The following is a 17,302-nucleotide window of genomic DNA, read 5'->3' as shown; positions in this document are numbered from 1 at the left end:
GCGCGCACGGCGCACGGGAGCGCGTCAATGCTGCGGCGCGCCCACGCGCGCCGCGACCGCGTCGGCCACCTCGGCCGCCGCGCGGTCGACGTTCTTGCGGTCGTCGGCGCGAGCGAGCACGAACTTTGCCGCCGCCACATAAGGGTTCAACGCAATGGCCGCACCCGCGCCCGGCTTTGCGTGGCTGGACGCGCTGTCGATCACCTGATAGAGCGGCTGCGGCGCCTGGCCAGCGAGATCGTCGACGGCGACGGCCAGCTCGATCTGGCTCGCGCCCGCGCCGAAGCCCACCACCGCGCGCCGCATGCTGTTGCCTTCGTCCACGCTCAGGAACACGCCACGTACCAGCCAGCCCTGCGCGGGCAGCGGCGCGCCGTTCGCGAGGCGCCGCGCATCGAGGCCCTTCGCGCGCAGATCGTTCACCAGCGCATCGGCCATTTTGGTGACGATTTCGTCCGCCTTCTGCTGCGGATCCCGGTGGCGCTGGAACGGCCTCGGAAGCAGTCCGCCCGCGTGCTGCCGCGCGTTCTCCACCGGATTCGTATCCAGCTTCACGCTGCCCGGTTCCAGTTCGAAATCCGTCACATAAACGAGCGGCGCGCCCGGCGCCCCGGAAGCACCCAACGGTTGCGCCGAGGCGAGCGGCGTCAAGGCGCACAGCCATAGCGTCGCGAGCAGGCTCCAGTTCCAGCGCATTTTCATCGCAAGCTCCGTATATTCGCCGGAAGTCCGTTCACGCGTGCCACGGCGTTTTGGCGGTCAACGGTCTTCCGCTGCATCGAGTGCAATCGCAGTTCGTTCAGGCGTGCGAATCGAAATTGCCCGAGAACAGCACGACTGCATCAACCATCGATTAGTCCGAGCCGCGCGAGATCGCGCGCGAGCGCGTCGGCATCGACAAAGCGGCACGCTTGCAGGCCCGCGTCGAGCGCGCCCGTCACGTTTGCTTCGCTGTCGTCGATAAAGAGCGTTTCCTGCGGCCGCGCGCCGATGTGCGCGACACAGCCAAGGTAAGTCTGCGCCGCCGGCTTGATCGCGCCGTACGCCGCCGATGAATAGATCTGCGAACCGAAAAGCCGGGCGACCGGCGGGTTCAGATAGTCGAGATGATGTGTGACGAGCGAGCTGTTGTTGGTGAGCACGGCGATGCGGCAACGCTCGGCCACACGCTGCGCCAGCGCGAGCGCCGCCTCGTTCGGCGTGATCGAGGCGCGCCGCGAGGCGAGCCACAACTCGCGATCCACCTCGCAGCCGAGCATGGCGCCGAGCGCTTGCAGGTAGGCGTCGGGGTCGAGTTCGCCCGCGTCGGCGCGCGCTTCGAGCCCCGAGCCCCAGATCGCGTGGCGCACGGTCGCGGGCGGCGCGCCGGTGGCGGCCGCGAGGCTCGCCACGCGCGCGTCGCGGTCGTAGTGGGACAGCACGCCTTCCATGTCGAACAGCACCACGCCGATCGCCGCCATCTGCCGCTCCCGTCACGAAAGGTCCAACTGTCTGCCGCAGATCATACCGCCGCCACGCAGCGACCGGCGCACGAGCGGCGCACGAGCGGCGCGCCGCGATCATGCCCCGAAACCATCATGCGAATCCGGGTAAACTGGACCGCATGGAAACCTGCCGTTACTGCGGAAAACAGCGCGACGAATGGGATTGCCACGGGCCAGCGTGCCGCCAGGCGATCGCGCAGGCGCTGCGCCGCCAGCGCAAGGGGCTGCCCATGGTGGCGAACGTGATCCGCAACGAAATCCCCGCCGACGCCACCACCGGACAAATCATCACGGTACTTTCGCGCCAGCGCATGCGCGCCCGGCGCGGCAACGAGGAGCGGCGCGAGCGCAAGGCACTCGAGCGCCCCGACAGCCCCGACAACGACTGACGCCTTCGCGCTGAACGCAAGGAAATGCGGGCCGCTCAGGCCCGCCCTCGTTCAGGTTCGGATCAGCGCTCGCTTCCGTCCTCGTTCGCAGGCGCGGCAATGCCGATGCGCGCGAACGTTTCCTCCAGATGATTCACGCACACGCGCACTTTCGCCGACTGCGCGAGCCGCGCCGGATACACGGCCCAGACGTTGGCCGGCTGCGTGACGCCGGGCAGCACGCGCTGCAGCCGTCCGCTCTCCAGCAGCGGCGCGACATCCCACATCGAGCGCAGCACGATGCCGCGCCCCGCCAGCGCCCATTGCACCGCCACCTCGCCGTGATTGGTCGAGAGCGGCCCCGCCACCTTCACGGACACCGCTTCGCCATGCGCATAGAGGCGCCATACGCCGAGCGGATGATCGCGCTCCTTGATCGCGAGACACGCATGCCCGGCAAGATCGGCGACCTCCTGCGGCGCGCCGCGCCGCGCGAGATACGCGGGCGCCGCGCATAGCACGCGGTAGTTCGTGGCGAGACGCCGCGCGATCAGATGGCCGGCGATCTCGTCGCCGATGCGCACGTCCAGGTCGAAACCCTCACCCGCCACGTCCACGAGCCGGTCGAACAGCTCGAGCCGCACGCTCAGTTGCGGATAGCGCTCGGACAGACCCGCGAGCGCGGGCGCGACGAAGTTGCGCCCAAAGCCGAAGCTGCTCGACACGCGCAGCGTGCCGCGCGGGATGCGCCGCGTCGTGGAGACGTCTTCCACGAGCCGCTCGATGTCGTCGAGGATCTTGCCCGCCGATGCGTAGACGCGCTCGCCCGCCTCGGTCATGGCGACGCGCCGCGTCGAGCGGTGCAGCAGACGCGTGCCGAGGCGCGCCTCGAGCACGCCCACGCGCTTGCTCACATAAGCCGGCGAGGCCGAAAGCGCCTCGGCCGCCGCGCTGAAGCTCGCCTTGCGCGCGACCATGCAGAACACGCGCAGATCGTCGAGTTCGGGCGATGCCGCGGATTTCGGCGCTTTCGGGGTGTCCGGCATGTTCGTCACAGAGCGGCTGCCACGGCGACGCCGAGTTCCGTCGTGTTCGCCGTGCCGCCCATGTCGGGCGTGCGCGGGCCTTCCACGAGCACCTTCTCGATGGCCCGCATGATCGCGTCGTGCGCAGCCTGGTATTGCGCATCGCCGTTGCCGAGGAAGTCGAGCATCATCGCGCCCGACCAGATCATCGCGATGGGGTTGGCGATCTTCTTGCCGAAGATGTCGGGCGCGGAGCCGTGCACCGGCTCGAACAGCGACGGGAACTTGCGCTCGGGGTTCAGGTTCGCCGACGCCGCGAGACCGATCGTGCCCGTGCACGCAGGACCGAGATCCGAAAGGATGTCGCCGAAGAGGTTCGAGGCCACGACCACGTCGAAGCGATCGGGTTGCAGCACGAAGCGCGCGCAGAGAATGTCGATGTGCTGCTTGTCCCACTTCACGTCGGGATACGCCTCGCCCATCGCGGCCACGCGCTCGTCCCAGTACGGCATGCTGATCGAGATGCCGTTGGACTTCGTCGCCGCCGTGAGCTTCTTGCGCCCGCGCTGGTTCGCCAGCTCGAACGCGTACTTGAGAATGCGGTCCACGCCGTGGCGCGTGAACACTGACTCCTGCAGCACGAACTCGCGCTCGGTACCTTCGAACATCTTGCCGCCCACCGAGCTGTACTCGCCCTCGGTGTTCTCGCGCACCACGAGAAAGTCGATGTCGCCGGGCTTGCGGTTGGCGAGCGGACACGGAACGCCCGGCAAGAGACGCACCGGGCGCAGGTTCACGTACTGGTCGAAATCGCGGCGGAATTTCAGGAGCGAGCCCCACAGCGAAATATGGTCGGGCACCTTGTCGGGCCAGCCCACCGCGCCGAAATAGATCGCGTCGAAACCCTTGAGCGTGGCGAACCAGTCGTCGGGCATCATCTTGCCGTGCTGCAGGTAGTAATCGCAGCTGGCCCAGTCGAAATGCGTGAATTCGAGGCTCAGGCCGAATTTCGCGGCTGCGGCCTCGACGACGCGTACGCCCTCGGGCATCACTTCCTGGCCAATGCCGTCGCCGGGAATCGCTGCGATTCTGAATGTCTTGCTCATGTCTCGTTCTCCATTGCTCTGCGGTTGCTCGATCGGCGGCGCGGGCCGCCCTTTACCCATAGCCGCCCCACGCCTCATGAGCGCCAGCATGCCTGAAAACCCGGCCGCCACCACGCCCGCGAGCGTGGATCGATTCGACACGAAACGTGAATAATCCCATGAGTGCGCGCCCCAGTCCATGCATGCGACGCAAGCGCAGCCAGCCAGACGAAGCGGCCCCCGCCATCCCCGATCTCGCATAAACTCACGGCTGGCCCACCGCGCCGTCCTCCTGCCCGGCGCATTCCCTGATCGACCGACTTATGTTCTCGCTCTCCGACACGCTTCCCACCGACAAACCCGCCCTCTACGAAACGCTCGCCGCTCAGGCACGCTCGCTGATCGAAGGGGAAAGCGACGCCATCGCGAACGCGGCCAACTTCGCTTCCCTCGTGTTCCACTCGCTCGAAGGCCTGAACTGGGCGGGCTTTTATTCGTTCGACGGCACCGAACTCGTGGTCGGGCCGTTTCAGGGCAAGCCGGCGTGTGTGCGCATTGCGCTCGGCAAAGGCGTATGCGGCACGGCGGCCGCCACGCTGCGAACCCAGGTCGTGCCCGACGTCCACGCGTTTCCCGGCCATATCGCCTGCGACTCGGCTTCGCGCTCGGAAATCGTCGTGCCGCTCGTGACGCCGGACGGCGAGCTGATCGGCGTATGGGACGTCGACAGCCCGCATCTCGCGCGCTTCGACGAAGAGGACGCAAAAGGCATGGAATTGCTGTGCCGCACCTTCGTCGAATACGGGTTGAAGCGCGGATAACGCGAGGCTTCCAGCCACGCGCACGCCATCATTCAGGATGCCGAATCACCGCTGTCGGCGTCGGCCGATTGCGCCTTGACGAAGTCGACGAACGCTCGCAGCGGCGCAGGCAAGTGCCGCCGTCCCGGATAGTAGAGAAACGGCCCGGGAAACGACATCGCCCAGCCGTCTAGCACTGGCACGAGCGCGCCACGCTCGATATGCGGCAGCAGCATCTCCTCATACAGGTGCACGATGCCGATGCCGTCGAGCGCCATGGCGATCAGCAGATCGAGCGCGGCGCCGGGGCGCACGACGAGCGGCGCGGGCGGATCGAGGCGCAACAGCTCGCCGTCGCGCTCGAAGTGCCACAGCGGCATGGCGCCGCCCGCGAACTGCACGCGCAGGCAGGCATGCCCGAGCAGTTCGCGCGGATGTTGTGGCCGTCCGCGCGCCGCGAGATACGCGGGCGCGGCCGCCGTCGCAAAGCGTTCCACGCGCGGCCCGATGGGGATCGCGATCATGTCCTGCTCGAGCCGCTCGTCGTAACGGATGCCGGCGTCGCAGCCGATCTGCAGCACATCGACGAAACCGTCCTCCACCACCACTTCCACGCGGATCTCGGGATACGCGCGATGGAACGGCGCGAGCACGCCCGGCAGGATGGTGCGCGCCGCGCTCGCGGGCACGTTGAGCTTGAGCGTGCCCGCGGGCTTTTCGCGGTAGCCGTTGAGCACGTCGAGCGCCGCTTCCATCTCGCTGAAGAGCGGCGCGATGGACTCGAGCAGGCGCTGCCCAGCCTCGGTCGGCGCGACGCTGCGCGTCGTGCGGTTCAGCAGGCGCAGCCCGAGCTTCGCCTCGAGCCGCCGCACCGCCGTGCTCAGGCTCGACGCCGACACGCCGCCCGCGCGCGCGGCGTCGCGAAAACCACCCGCTCGCGCCACCGAAACGAAAGCGGCCAGGTCATTCATTTCCATCGTCTCTGCGCCCCTTTACTGCTCGAATGCATTGTTCGAAATCATGCACAGCCTGTTCTGATCAGACGGGATTATCGGACAATTCGGACGCGCCCATACTGCGTGCATTCGCTTTTCCGAGGAGAACGCAATGCCGAATCGCAAACCCACGAGCACCTATGAGCTGGCTGGCCGCCAGGTGAACCGCATGGGCTACGGCGCCATGCAGCTGGCCGGCCCGGGGGTGTTCGGGCCGCCGAAAGACCGGGCGGCGGCTGTCGCCGTGCTGCGCGAGGCGCTCGCGCTAGGCGTCGATCACATCGACACGAGCGACTTCTACGGCCCGCACGTGACGAATCAGATCATCCGCGAGGCGCTGCACCCTTATGCGCCAAACCTCACGATCGTCACGAAGGTGGGCGCCGTGCGCGACGACAAGGGCGCGTGGCTGCCCGCGCTGGAACCGGCCGACATCGAGCGCGCCGTGCACGACAACCTGCGCAACCTGGGCCTCGACGTACTCGACGTGGTGAACCTGCGCATCATGGGCGACGTCCACAAGCCATCCGAAGGGCCGGTGGAAAAGCAGGTCGAGACGCTGGCCGCACTGCGCGAGCGCGGCCTCGTGCGCGAGGTCGGCCTGTCGAACGCCACTGCCGCGCAAATCGCGGCGGCACGGCGCATCGTGCCCATCGTCTGCGTGCAGAACCACTACAACCTCGTGCACCGCGACGACGACGCGCTCATCGACACGCTGGCCGCGCAGGGCATCGCCTACGTGCCGTTCTTTCCGCTGGGCGGTTTTACGCCGATCCAGTCGGCGGCGCTTTCGTCGCTCTCCGGCCGCCTTGGCGTCACGCCGATGGCGCTCGCGCTCGCGTGGCTGCTGCGGCGCTCGCCCAACATCCTGCTGATCCCGGGCACCTCGTCGGTGGCGCACTTGCGCGAGAACGTGGCGGCCGCGCAGCTCGAACTCGCCGACGACGTGCTCGCCGCACTCGACGCAATCGGGCGGTGACAGCACCGCAGGCTGCGGCGGAATCGGCCAGCACGCCCCCCCTCGGGCGACGCGTGGCCAGGCCACCTCCGCCGGCGCGGCGCCCTGATGGTCGGCGCTGGGCCGCCGCGCGCCGGAACGGCGTGTGTATCGCCGCGCCTGGTTTCACAATCGCGCGATGCCACCGTCGATCCGGCCCTTGAGCGGAAAGGCAAACGTCACGTCCAAATGAGAAAGCCGCAGCTGGTTTGCTGCGGCTTTCGCGGATAAGGACTGCCAATCACGTATCAAGCGACGTATCAAGCGACGTATTTAGCGGAACGCGCCATGCGCTCCGCGAGTCCTTCACGTCTGCTGATCCGACCCATCCGCGGGCTGCGCGGTGTTGTCTTCGGCGGGCTTTTCCTCTTCCTTCTTCTCGACTAGCTCCTCGACCGCTTTCGCCCCTTCGAAGCCAGCGACGGCGGCAGCCGCTTTCGTCAGGAAGCCCGCGTTCGGGTCGAGCTTCTCGGCGCCTTCCACGGCGGCCACCGCACCGGCGATTTCACCCACTTTGTCCAGAATGCCCATTTTCATCCCTCCAGTTGAACTCAGCTCCGGGCTGACGAGGCGAGGGCTCGCCTCCCATGCGCCGCGCCTTCGATGGAGCGCGCGCTGCCGCCTCATTGTGTGCCTGTGCGATGGCGCCAGCAATCACAAACTCATTAATCTGACGGAGTTGACGATTGAGCCGGTGAAGATTTTTTGCTCTGCATCAATCGTTTGACTATAATGGGTTTGTCTCCTCCATGTCTCCAACTGGCATGGTTCAAGCCCGCCATCGTTGCGGGCTTTTCTTTTATCCCGCCGCGGTTCCCTTTCCGCCCGTGCGTGCCGCCTGGCTCTTTCGTCCGCTGGCATAATCGCATTCCCCTGTCCTCGTTCATTCATTGCCGCAATGAGTCTGCATACCTGGTGGCTTTTTCTCGTCACTGTCTTCGTCGTCTGCGCCATCCCTGGCCCCAATATGTTGCTCATCATGTCGCATGGCGCGCAGTACGGACTGCGCCGCACGAGCGCGACCATGGCCGGGTGCCTTTCCGCGCTCGTGTCGATGCTGGCCGTCTCGGCTGCAGGGCTCGGCGTGTTCCTGCAAGCCTGGCCGACGATGTTCAACGCGCTGCGCTTCATCGGGGCGGCGTACCTCGTCTATCTGGGCATCAAGGCATGGTTCGCACCGGTGCCGGAAGCCGCCGCCGATGTGGCGGAGCGCGTGGCCGCACGCCCCGTGCGCTCGCCGCTCGCGCTTTATCGCAACGGCTTTTTCGTCGGCGGCAGCAACCCGAAGGCGATTCTCTTCGCCGCCGCGCTCCTGCCTCAGTTCATCGACGCAAGCCGCCCCGTGCTGCCGCAGTTCGGGGTGCTCGTCGCGACTTTCGCCGTTTGCGAGGTGAGCTGGTATCTCGTCTACGCCGGGTTCGGCACGCGCATCGGCGCAACGCTCAAGAGCCGGCGCGTGGCGAAAGCGTTCAATCGCGTAACGGGCGGCGTGTTCGTGGGCTTCGGCGCGATGATGGCCTTGCTGCGCGAATAGGAGGCTATCCGTTCGACGCATCGCTTCAGAACAAACCGATTAGCGAATTGAGCCCGAAGGTCAGGGCGATTATCCAAGGCCAGATTAATTTGGTGGCACGGTCCGGCAGCGGATTCCAACGCTTTGCCTATCCGAGAGAGACCTCCGGTGTGACGGAGTCCTGTATGAGATCACGGATCTCTTTCGATGCCGACGAAGAGCGCTGCGCGAGCAATCGCACTTCGGATGCGACAACTGCGAAGCCGCGTCCCTGCCCACCCGCGCGCGCGGCTTCGACTGCAGCGTTCAGCGCGAGGATGTTGGTCTGAAACGCGATACTCCGCTTCCGTAACCGAACGTCGACTCCGATGGCGGAGTGCGTCTCCTTGACGGAGACCACCGCTCGCTGCCTTTACCCTCTGACTATGCAGGTCAATGTGCGCGGCTCGCATCAAGCGTGTAAGGCTCGAACCGCCAGGCGTTCGCTCGGCGGAGCGAGTCCAGTATGGCGCAGTCAAGCTTGCTTCGAATTACTCATCAAATGACTTGACGTCCATTGAGACAATTTCGACATGGCCGTAGCACAAAGCGAGCGCGCCCTTCGATGCCATTTCCTTAAGTTCGAGAGAGAGTCTGACGAGAAATGCCAAGCATCATTGCAAGCGTGTCTTGTGACACCTGGATTTTCGACCGGTTACCGACAGCGAGGGTGGCATCGCCGCGCGCGAGGTGCATGAGACGACGAGCGATCCTTGCGCGCGTGGAATACAGCGTCGCCTCCTCGAGCATCTGGTAAAGAAGACCCGTATGTTGAGCCAGCAACTCGGCAATCGACTTCGCAAATGCGGCGCTCTGCATGCGCGAGTGGAACGCCTCCAGCGGCAGCCTCACGATCTGCGCGGTCTCTAGCGCAATGACGTCGTGAGCATACGGCCATCCGGTAATGGCGGACATCTCTCCGAACCAGGTGCCGGGCTCCAGGATCGACAGAATGGCTTCTTTGCCGTCGCTGCGCACGTTCGACGCTTTCAACCGTCCTTCGACAATTCCGTAGTCACTTTCAGCGAGGGGCGGATAGATAGCCGGCCAGGCCGCCATCGGCTCGCCGGCATGAATGTCGGCTCGACGCCGAAATGCGCCGACTGCGTGTCCTGACGACGAACGGCTCAAACGGGAAGCCCAGTGGCAGCTTCTATCAGGTGCGAAAGAGTGACAGGGTTGCGCGAGAGGCGTCCTCGAGGTGTGGCGAATCCCTGACCTCACGCTTCGAACCGCTCGGCGATGCGCAGCAACATAGCGACGACCATAACCATGCCGGGAACGAGATAAGCGACATGTTGATGGGCTCGGGTGAGGAAGGAACCCGCGAAAATGACGGCGAGTATCCACACGCCCGCAAGATGCAGCTTTTTCCAGTTGACTGGACCGATAAGACGCGCCGGCATTGCGAACGATGTGAGCGTAAGCAACAGAATCATCAAATAGCCGATGGAACCCGGTATGTTTTTCGCGGGCGTACGCCCCACCCAGAATGCTTCGGGCGCTGTCCCAATGTAGATGATAAGCGCCATCGCGTGCATAAATTGCGAAGCGGCGAACGACAGTCCGATGTAGCGCCGCTCCCTGGCCAAAGCGCGGGTTAGCGCCGACGGCGCGAGTCTCGCAACCGAGGTAGACAGGAACACAGCCAGGAACAGGACAAAGGACGTGCGAGCCGTTGCTCGTATCGCGTATTGCAGCGACTCTACGCCGTTCGGCGCCATTGCAGAGGCCACCACGGCAACTAGCGCAACGATGATGGTTAGCATACCAAATAGTTTCCAGCGTGTCATATAGATTGTTCCAGCATGATTCGCCAACTAGCCGACATGATGTGACAGTCGCCATCTCCAGCGACTCGCCGGCCCGTGCCGACGTGATAGCTCGAGTGGCTCAAAGACTACGCGGACCAAACCCCGAATACGAGCGCAACCGGCTGATCTGTGGCGACGCAAGGTAGCCGGCCTTGACCAACGGGAGTTCGCCCAGGAGTTCTCTCAAGCCGTCTTCGTCATCGGCTTCCGAAATCATGCAGGCTCCCCCTTCTGCCCTCAGCCATATCTGCCGAACTATCCCGGAGGCGTAAAGCCGGCGGACAAATTCAGCCTCCGCCTCGACCTCTTCCTTATGAAGCGACATGGAGGATGCGTTTTCGGAACGGGAAATCATCACGAGGTATTGCATGTTGCTCTCCTGGGTATGGCACTGCGGCCAGGTGGTTGGCTTCGTACGAACAATACGAACAACATCGGAACTCAGCGCTGGGTGAAATTGATCGTGCCGGTCTGACAGAAGCAGCGGCATCCTTGCTAATGCGACGCCACTGGGTCGGCCACCGGATACCGGACCGCCGAAGCGGTTTCCCGCCTGGAGGCTTACTAGTATGTTTTTCATAGTAATAAGATTTTTCCACGCGTGCAAACCCGTCTACTCGCCCATCACTTTGCCAAATAAACCGTGTTCGTAGTATGGGATCTACGCCTAACTTGACACTATGTTTTTCATATCTACAATGCAACCACTGAGAGGCTTCACCTCTGCCTGAACCGCCATCGCGAGTCGCATGCGTGTCCGGATGAGAGGCGAGCCGTGTCAAGTCACTGTTTTGGCATGAGCCACTTCCGGAGAAACGCAATGAGCCACTTCGTCTACGAGGCCACGTCGACTGCACTGCTGTTTGTCGACCCCTATAACGACTTCCTCTCGGAAGGGGGCAAAGTCTGGCCTTTCGTCAAGGACGTCGCTCAAGAAGTCGGACTGGTGGAGAATCTGCGACTCATCAACGGAGCCGTCCGCAATGCAGGTATCCAGGTCGTCTACGTACCGCACCGCCGGTGGCAGCCGGGCGACTATCAGTGCTGGTGTCATCCGAGCCCGAGCCAGCGCAAGATCATGGACGGTCATCACTTCGCCAAAGGCGAGTGGGGCGGCGAATGGCATCCTGAATTCGCGCCGCAACAAGGTGACATCGTGGCGCTCGAACACTGGGGCTCCAGTGGATTTGCCAATACGGATCTCGACTTCCAGCTCAAGCAGCATCGCATCACGCACGTGGTGATCGTCGGCCTGCTGGCCAACACCTGCATAGAGGCTACGGCGCGATATGCAACGGAGCTTGGTTACCACGTGACACTCGTGAAGGACGCAACGGCCGCCCTCAAGAGGGAATCGATGCACGCAGCGCACGAGCTGAATGGGCCAACCTACGCGCACAGTATCGTAGGCACCCGCGAGTTCATCGACGCATTGCCCTAAGCCTGGTCATGCCTTGCCCTGTAAGTCGTTCGTCCGCATGGTGGGTATCGCCTTCCATGCGGGCTAGTCCTTCGGGACTCCGACGATAGCGCGAATTCCGCGCAATGCCGCCCCACCTACCCTAGCAAAGGCACCCATGATCTCCCCGCGCCGGGTCTTTCTGATGGCTCTTTGCTGTGCGCTCGCCGTCTCGCCCATCTACTACCATCAGCCGCTGCTGCCGCAAATCGCATCAACGTTTGCGGTGCCGTCGGCGCGTGGGAGCCTCATCGCCACGCTCACCCAGCTTGGCTATGCGATGGGACTGCTGCTCTTTGTGCCGCTCGCCGACGGTGTCCAACCGCGCACACTGGCAACGCGTGCGATCATCGCGAACGCAGTGGCGCTGATCGCCTGCGCAGTCGCACCGTCCTTCGTCGCGCTGGCCACATGCAGTTTCCTGGTTGGCATGACTTCGATCTCAGCGCAAATCATCATCCCAGCGGTCTCGGGCATGGCTACGCCCCAGACGCGCGGACGCGTGGTCGGCTCCCTGCTGGGTGGGCTCTCCACTGGCGTCCTGCTGGCACGCGCGCTGAGTGGCGTCGTCGGCGCGCTTTGGGGCTGGCGTTCGATATTCGTGATCGCTTCCGCCATCGACATTGGCCTTCTGTTCGTCATCAGGGAACTGCCCGTGTCGAACTCACTCGCGGCGATCCGCTATCGCGAGTTGATGCACTCGCTCGCTGGCCTCGTCCGCAAGCAAAGGCTCCTACGCCTCTCGGCGACGATGGGGTTTCTTGTGTTCGCCGCGTTCAGTGCACCCTGGGCAACACTCGCGGTGCTACTCGCACGATCACCGTACCATTACGGCCCCGCGACCATCGGGGCATTTGGGCTGATCGGCCTTGTCGGTCTTTCGGTATCGCCACAGCTGGGCGCGATCGTCGACCGCGTCGGCGCGCGCCAGGTTGCGACCGCGGGTGCACTCACGGTCGCCATCGCGTTCGCGTTTGTCGCAGCGGGCGGACGCAGCCTGGCATGGTTGATCGTCGGGATGGTGTTGCTGGATCTGGGCAATCGCGCCAGCTTCATTGCCAACCAGGCACGGATCTATGCGCTGCGCCCCGAAGCCCGCAGCCGCCTGAATACCGTTTACATGGTTTCGTACTTTCTTGGTGGCGCATTCGGTGCGGCACTCGGCGGCGCGGGGGCCCTGCACGCTGGCTGGCTCGGCCTCGCCGCGATCGGCGCCTTGCTCTCGCTCGCCGCCGTTGTGGTCAATGCGCTCGCATACGCGCGGTCCGGTTCAGCCGTCGCCAACGGGCGTGCTTAACCGAAGCAGCCGAAAGAATCCCCCGTTTGGCGACGGCCTTCGGGAAACAACTGTTCAGGAGAATCGAATGACCTTCAAAGCACTGCTCGCGACGAAGCCGCGTGACACGATCTCGACTCGCATCGTCGATATGCGCGAGCAAGACCTCATGCCCGGAGGCGTAACCATTGCGGTCGAATATTCGACCGTGAACTTCAAGGACGCACTCGCCATCACCGGACGCGCGGAAATTATTCGCGAGTTCCCGTTGGTCGCCGGTATCGATCTGGCCGGAACCGTTGAGGAGTCCACGTATCCCGGCATCTCGGCCGGCGACCGTGTCGTCCTCAACGGCTGGGAGCTCAGCCAGAGCCATCACGGCGGATTCGCGCAAAAGGCACGCGTGAAAGGCGAATGGCTCGTCAAGCTTCCAGATGTTTTTTCCACGCGCGACGCAATGGCAATTGGCACGGCCGGATACACGGCCATGCTTGCCGTGATGGCGCTGGAACATGGCGGCGTCTCGCCACAATGCGGCGATGTCCTCGTCACAGGCGCCAATGGAGGCGTCGGCTCGATCGCAATTGCAGTCCTGTCGGGCCTCGGGTATCGCGTCGTCGCATCAACTGGACGCCACGCGGAAGCCGACTATCTGCATAGCCTCGGCGCGGCGGAAATCATCGACCGGCGAACGCTCTCGGAGCCAGGTACGCCGCTCGCCAGCGAACGTTGGGCGGGTGCCGTGGATTCCGTTGGACATCACACGCTGGCAAACGTGTTGGCCCAGACGCAATACCGCGGCGTGGTCGCCGCCTGCGGCCTGGCACAGGGCTCGGGCCTCCCCGGTTCGGTCATGCCCTTCATCCGACGCAACGTGACCCTCGCGGGCATCGATTCCGTCAATGCCCCGCAGTCGGTGCGCATCGATGCCTGGGCGCGGCTTGCGCGCGACCTCGACTTGAGCAAACTCGGCCGCGCGACGCAGGTCATCGGACTCGCTGACGTTCCTCCTGTCGCGGGCCAGATACTGGAAGGCAAGATTCAGGGTCGCACAGTCGTAGACGTCAATGCGTAGCCTTTCTTGCCGCCGCAACACACCCAGGTTCCGGAACTCATAGTGTCCGCCGTTCCTTCCTCGTCCGATGGGTGCGAAACATCGTCGCTCGACGCCCGCACGCTATTCGCAGCGTTCGCCGGGCTTTGCGGAAGTCTGGTCGCCATCGGTCTCGCGCGCTTCGCCTACACGCCGCTCATTCCCTCGATGATCCAGGCGCACTGGTTCAGTTCCTCGCAGACTGTCACGCTCGGAGCGGCAAATTTCGCCGGCTATCTGATCGGTGCGATGGCGGGACGACCGCTCGTTGCGAAGCTGTCGAACCAGTCCGCCTTGCGACTGCTGATGGCCGCCGTTACGATCGCGTTCTTCGCGTGCGCCTGGCCCGTTTCCGTATCGTGGTTCTTCTTCTGGCGCCTGCTGTCGGGCTTTTCCGGTGGCGCGATCATGGTACTCGTCGCGACGTCGATCCTCCCGCACCTTCCCGCGCCGCGCTGGGGCTTCGCGAGCGGAATGATCTTTCTCGGGCTGGGCCTCGGCGTTGCGGCATCGGGCACGTTGATCCCGCAACTCCTGGCGACCGGGCTGCGCGACACGTGGCTCGGCCTCGGCATGCTCTCGTTCTCGCTTACGGCCTTGAGCTGGTTCGGCTGGCCGGCGACGAATCCGCCTGCTGCGCAGGCCGGGCCAGCGCTCAAGACTGAGCGCGGCAGCCTCGCACTGCGTGTGCTCTATGCACAATACGCAGCGAACGCGCTCGGCCTCGTGCCTGTAATTGTGCTGCTCGTGGACTACGTAGCGCGCGGCCTCGGCCGCGGCGCAGCAGTGGGCGCCGACTACTGGGTACTATACGGTCTCGCTGCCATCGCGGGGCCCATGATCTGCAGCATTCTGGGCAGCCGGATCGGCTTTCGGGCTGCCTGGCGCGCCGCGCTTGTGCTACAGGCCATCGCGATCGTGGTACTTGCAAAGACAGGAAATCCCTATGTTCTCGCAGGCGCCACAGTCATCCTGGGCGTGTTCACGCCCGGAATCGTGCCGCTCGTGCTCGGCTGCATCAACGAGTTGCTACCGGACAATTTCCTGGAACAGCGCGCAGCGTGGAGCCGTGCAACCACGGCTTTTGCCCTCTTTCAGGCACTCGGCGGCTATGGATACTCGTATCTTTTTTCTCGCCTTCACAACGACTACGCGCTCGTGTTCCTGTGCGGCGCGGGCGCATTCGCGCTAGCCTTCGTCGCGGACGTCCTGGTGCGCGTGCGGCGCACAGAGCAGTCTGGACGATAGCCCGTTGTACGCTGGCCGCATTATTCCGATCTGGCCTTCGCGGCCCGATATGTCTCGCGCCTTCTCTCGCGCTCTTTCGCAAACGAAGCACTCAAGGTTGCATCGAGGTCGCGACGCTCCACGTACTCGCCGCACGACGGGCAGACATAGTCGAGGCCAACCTCGTGCCCGCACACACGATGCGTAAAATGCACAGCGACTTCCTCGCCTTTGCTCTTGCACCAGGTTTCACCCCAAGTGCGTAGCGCCTGGATCACCGGATAGTATGCCCGGCCTTTCTCCGTGAGACAGTACTCGTAGCGCAACGGCCTTTCCTGATACGGACGGCGCTCGACCATCCCGTCAGCTTCGAGCGACTTCAGGCGCGTCGCCAGCATCTGGGGCGTCGCCTCCGTCTGAATCTGGATTTCCTCGAATCGAGTCGCGCCCATGTACAGTTCGCGCAGCACGAGCGTCGTCCACTTGTCACCGACAACTTCAGTCGACCGCGCCACCGGGCACACCGTGGCCACCCCCTTCTCTCTGCGTTTCATTTTGTCTCCATCGTAACTACCGTTTTCATAGTAGCACGGATTTCGTCGCCGCGACGGCACCAGCATCGGAGTGAAAAATTGGTTCGATACCCGTAAGCTGGATATGGTATTGAAGTTTCATTTGCACCTATGAAATTCATATATATACTCTGCTCGTGAGGCATCGAAGTGCTCGACGTCCCGCAGAAGAAGTTCCGCGCAACGGATGTCGGTTGTGCCGTGCCCCATCCCGAATCGCTTTCCGGAGAACATCATGTCGGACCCCGTCTATCACGCCGAATACACCGGTCTTTTGCTGGTCGACCCGTACAACGACTTCCTGTCACATGGCGGCAAGATCTTTCCGATGATCGAGGCAGTCGCCAACGACGTCCGGCTCCTCGACAATTTGCGCGCAGCGGTGGGCGCCGCTCGCAATGCTGGCATCCAGGTGTTCTATGTGCCGCATCGCCGCTGGCAGCCTGGCGATTACGAAGACTGGGACCATCCGAACCCGACGCAACTGATCGTGCAAAAGCGCCAGTCTTTCGCAAAGGGGTCGTGGGGCGGCGAATGGCACCCCGATTTTGTTCCCCAGGAAGACGACATCATCATCCACGAGCATTGGGCGCAAAGCGGCTTTGCCAACACGGACCTCGATTTCCAGCTCAAGCAGCACAACATTTCGCACGTCATTGTCGTTGGCCTGCTCGCGAACACCTGCATCGAATCTACCGCGCGATTCGCGATGGAACTCGGCTATCACGTGACGCTCGTGCGCGACGCGACCGCCGCCTTCTCCCCGGAAATGATGCGCGCCGCCCACGAACTGAACGGGCCCACATTTGCCCACTCGATCGTCACGACGGCCGAATTGCAGACAGCACTGCCGGCATAAGCGTTAGCCGGCGATGACGGACTCAAGCGAGCAATCAACCAACAACAAAAACCCGAAGGACTCACGCATGATTACCATCTGGGGCCGTGCCAACTCGGTCAATGTCCAGAAGGTCTTGTGGCTTTGTGAGGAGATCTCGCTATGCTATAACCGGATTGACGCCGGTCTGCAATTCGGACACAACACCGAACCTGACTATCTCGCAATGAATCCGATGGGCAAGGTCCCCACCCTCGTCGACTGTGAATTCGTGCTTTGGGAATCGAATTCGATCCTGCGCTATATCGCGATGCAGTACGGTGGACCCAGCGCACTATATCCCGCCGATCCAAAGGCGCGGGCCAGCATCGACCGCTGGCTCGACTGGTCACTGTCGACCTTGCAGCCGGCCGAGCGTCCCGTGTTCTGGGGAATCATCCGTACAGCCGAGGCCGAGCGGGACATCGGGAAAATTGCCGCCGATGTCGCAAAGGTCGCGGAAGTCTGGAAAGTGCTCGACGCACAGTTGAAGGGTCGCGACTTCGTCGAAGGCAAGTCGTTCACGATCGCGGATATCGTGCTCGGTGCATTCGCGAAGCGATGGTTTGGCATGCCGGGCATAGAACGTGCTCGAATGCCCGACCTCGAGCGCTGGTACGCGTCGCTCGCCACGCGTCCGGGTTTCAACAAACATGTCGATGTCGAATTGAGCTGAAT

At 63.7% G+C, this 17,302-nt stretch carries 20 protein-coding genes and 1 pseudogene; 10 read left to right on the top strand and 11 right to left on the bottom strand.

Annotated elements, in window-relative coordinates:
- Window positions 1-24: 24 nt before the first annotated feature.
- Window positions 25-702, bottom strand: a complete 678-nt coding sequence (locus VSR34_RS18240) for a DUF4410 domain-containing protein (protein ID WP_342963137.1) — start codon at window positions 700-702, stop codon at window positions 25-27.
- 140 nt (window positions 703-842) lie between these two features.
- Entirely contained in the window at window positions 843-1,460 is a 618-nt protein-coding gene (locus VSR34_RS18235) for an HAD family phosphatase (protein ID WP_342963136.1), read from the bottom strand.
- Window positions 1,461-1,603: 143 nt separating this feature from the next.
- On the opposite strand from VSR34_RS18235, the gene VSR34_RS18230 reads away from it, so the two are divergent.
- Window positions 1,604-1,873 carry a hypothetical protein gene (locus VSR34_RS18230; RefSeq protein WP_342963163.1) on the top strand — a complete coding sequence of 90 codons (270 nt, stop codon included), beginning with the start codon at window positions 1,604-1,606 and terminating at the stop codon, window positions 1,871-1,873.
- A gap of 62 nt (window positions 1,874-1,935) precedes the next feature.
- Here the strand turns inward: VSR34_RS18230 and VSR34_RS18225 are convergent, their stop codons facing one another.
- Together VSR34_RS18225 and VSR34_RS18220 are read right to left on the bottom strand one after the other, a co-directional pair.
- On the bottom strand, window positions 1,936-2,898 hold the full coding sequence (locus tag VSR34_RS18225) for a LysR substrate-binding domain-containing protein (RefSeq protein WP_042289793.1): 963 nt from the start codon (window positions 2,896-2,898) through the stop codon (window positions 1,936-1,938).
- A gap of 5 nt (window positions 2,899-2,903) precedes the next feature.
- On the bottom strand, window positions 2,904-3,983 hold the full coding sequence (locus VSR34_RS18220) for a tartrate dehydrogenase (RefSeq protein WP_342963135.1): 1,080 nt from the start codon (window positions 3,981-3,983) through the stop codon (window positions 2,904-2,906).
- 290 nt (window positions 3,984-4,273) lie between these two features.
- Here VSR34_RS18220 and VSR34_RS18215 point away from each other — a divergent pair, with 290 nt between their 5' ends.
- Window positions 4,274-4,783: a GAF domain-containing protein gene (locus VSR34_RS18215; protein ID WP_272945669.1), complete on the top strand. Its 510-nt coding sequence runs from the start codon at window positions 4,274-4,276 to the stop codon at window positions 4,781-4,783.
- A gap of 32 nt (window positions 4,784-4,815) precedes the next feature.
- Here the strand turns inward: VSR34_RS18215 and VSR34_RS18210 are convergent, their stop codons facing one another.
- On the bottom strand, window positions 4,816-5,739 hold the full coding sequence (locus VSR34_RS18210) for a LysR substrate-binding domain-containing protein (RefSeq protein WP_342963134.1): 924 nt from the start codon (window positions 5,737-5,739) through the stop codon (window positions 4,816-4,818).
- Window positions 5,740-5,869: 130 nt separating this feature from the next.
- Between VSR34_RS18210 and VSR34_RS18205 the strand changes: the two genes are divergently transcribed.
- The gene (locus VSR34_RS18205; RefSeq protein ID WP_028231032.1) at window positions 5,870-6,736 is read left to right on the top strand and encodes an aldo/keto reductase family oxidoreductase; all 867 of its coding nucleotides are present in this window, start codon (window positions 5,870-5,872) and stop codon (window positions 6,734-6,736) included.
- Between the two features lie 324 nt (window positions 6,737-7,060).
- Here the strand turns inward: VSR34_RS18205 and VSR34_RS18200 are convergent, their stop codons facing one another.
- Window positions 7,061-7,285, bottom strand: a complete 225-nt coding sequence (locus VSR34_RS18200; protein WP_028213901.1) for a hypothetical protein — start codon at window positions 7,283-7,285, stop codon at window positions 7,061-7,063.
- 367 nt (window positions 7,286-7,652) lie between these two features.
- On the opposite strand from VSR34_RS18200, the gene VSR34_RS18195 reads away from it, so the two are divergent.
- Entirely contained in the window at window positions 7,653-8,288 is a 636-nt protein-coding gene (locus tag VSR34_RS18195) for a LysE family translocator (RefSeq protein WP_028213900.1), read from the top strand.
- Window positions 8,289-8,439: 151 nt separating this feature from the next.
- Here VSR34_RS18195 and VSR34_RS18190 read toward each other — a convergent pair.
- The 4 genes and pseudogenes from VSR34_RS18190 to VSR34_RS18175 form a co-directional block, all read right to left on the bottom strand.
- A pseudogene (locus tag VSR34_RS18190) lies at window positions 8,440-8,607 on the bottom strand (methyl-accepting chemotaxis protein); the annotation flags it as partial.
- Window positions 8,608-8,882: 275 nt separating this feature from the next.
- Window positions 8,883-9,365, bottom strand: a complete 483-nt coding sequence (locus VSR34_RS18185; protein ID WP_052408465.1) for a Crp/Fnr family transcriptional regulator — start codon at window positions 9,363-9,365, stop codon at window positions 8,883-8,885.
- 161 nt (window positions 9,366-9,526) lie between these two features.
- The gene (locus VSR34_RS18180; protein WP_342963133.1) at window positions 9,527-10,075 is read right to left on the bottom strand and encodes a hypothetical protein; all 549 of its coding nucleotides are present in this window, start codon (window positions 10,073-10,075) and stop codon (window positions 9,527-9,529) included.
- A 124-nt stretch (window positions 10,076-10,199) separates the two neighbouring features.
- Window positions 10,200-10,490, bottom strand: coding sequence for a muconolactone Delta-isomerase family protein (locus tag VSR34_RS18175; protein WP_028232596.1), 291 nt, complete (start codon window positions 10,488-10,490; stop codon window positions 10,200-10,202).
- Window positions 10,491-10,940: 450 nt separating this feature from the next.
- Between VSR34_RS18175 and VSR34_RS18170 the strand changes: the two genes are divergently transcribed.
- From VSR34_RS18170 to VSR34_RS18155, 4 genes are all read left to right on the top strand, one after another.
- A complete protein-coding gene (locus tag VSR34_RS18170; RefSeq protein ID WP_028232595.1) occupies window positions 10,941-11,561 on the top strand; it encodes an isochorismatase family cysteine hydrolase in 621 nt (206 codons plus the stop codon).
- A 136-nt stretch (window positions 11,562-11,697) separates the two neighbouring features.
- On the top strand, window positions 11,698-12,876 hold the full coding sequence (locus VSR34_RS18165) for an MFS transporter (RefSeq protein ID WP_028232594.1): 1,179 nt from the start codon (window positions 11,698-11,700) through the stop codon (window positions 12,874-12,876).
- Between the two features lie 67 nt (window positions 12,877-12,943).
- A complete protein-coding gene (locus VSR34_RS18160; protein ID WP_028232593.1) occupies window positions 12,944-13,930 on the top strand; it encodes an MDR family oxidoreductase in 987 nt (328 codons plus the stop codon).
- 42 nt (window positions 13,931-13,972) lie between these two features.
- Entirely contained in the window at window positions 13,973-15,196 is a 1,224-nt protein-coding gene (locus tag VSR34_RS18155) for a YbfB/YjiJ family MFS transporter (protein ID WP_342963132.1), read from the top strand.
- A gap of 20 nt (window positions 15,197-15,216) precedes the next feature.
- Here the strand turns inward: VSR34_RS18155 and VSR34_RS18150 are convergent, their stop codons facing one another.
- On the bottom strand, window positions 15,217-15,729 hold the full coding sequence (locus tag VSR34_RS18150) for a helix-turn-helix domain-containing protein (protein ID WP_028232591.1): 513 nt from the start codon (window positions 15,727-15,729) through the stop codon (window positions 15,217-15,219).
- 253 nt (window positions 15,730-15,982) lie between these two features.
- On the opposite strand from VSR34_RS18150, the gene VSR34_RS18145 reads away from it, so the two are divergent.
- Complete coding sequence (locus tag VSR34_RS18145; protein WP_342963131.1) at window positions 15,983-16,606, top strand: isochorismatase family cysteine hydrolase; 624 nt, start codon at window positions 15,983-15,985, stop codon at window positions 16,604-16,606.
- 67 nt (window positions 16,607-16,673) lie between these two features.
- Window positions 16,674-17,300, top strand: a complete 627-nt coding sequence (locus tag VSR34_RS18140) for a glutathione S-transferase (RefSeq protein ID WP_342963130.1) — start codon at window positions 16,674-16,676, stop codon at window positions 17,298-17,300.
- The last annotated feature ends 2 nt before the right edge of the window (window positions 17,301-17,302 follow it).

Source organism: Paraburkholderia sp. JHI2823, from assembly GCF_038900695.1.
Lineage (GTDB): Bacteria > Pseudomonadota > Gammaproteobacteria > Burkholderiales > Burkholderiaceae > Paraburkholderia > Paraburkholderia mimosarum.
This window is presented reverse-complemented; position numbering and strand designations above follow the sequence as displayed.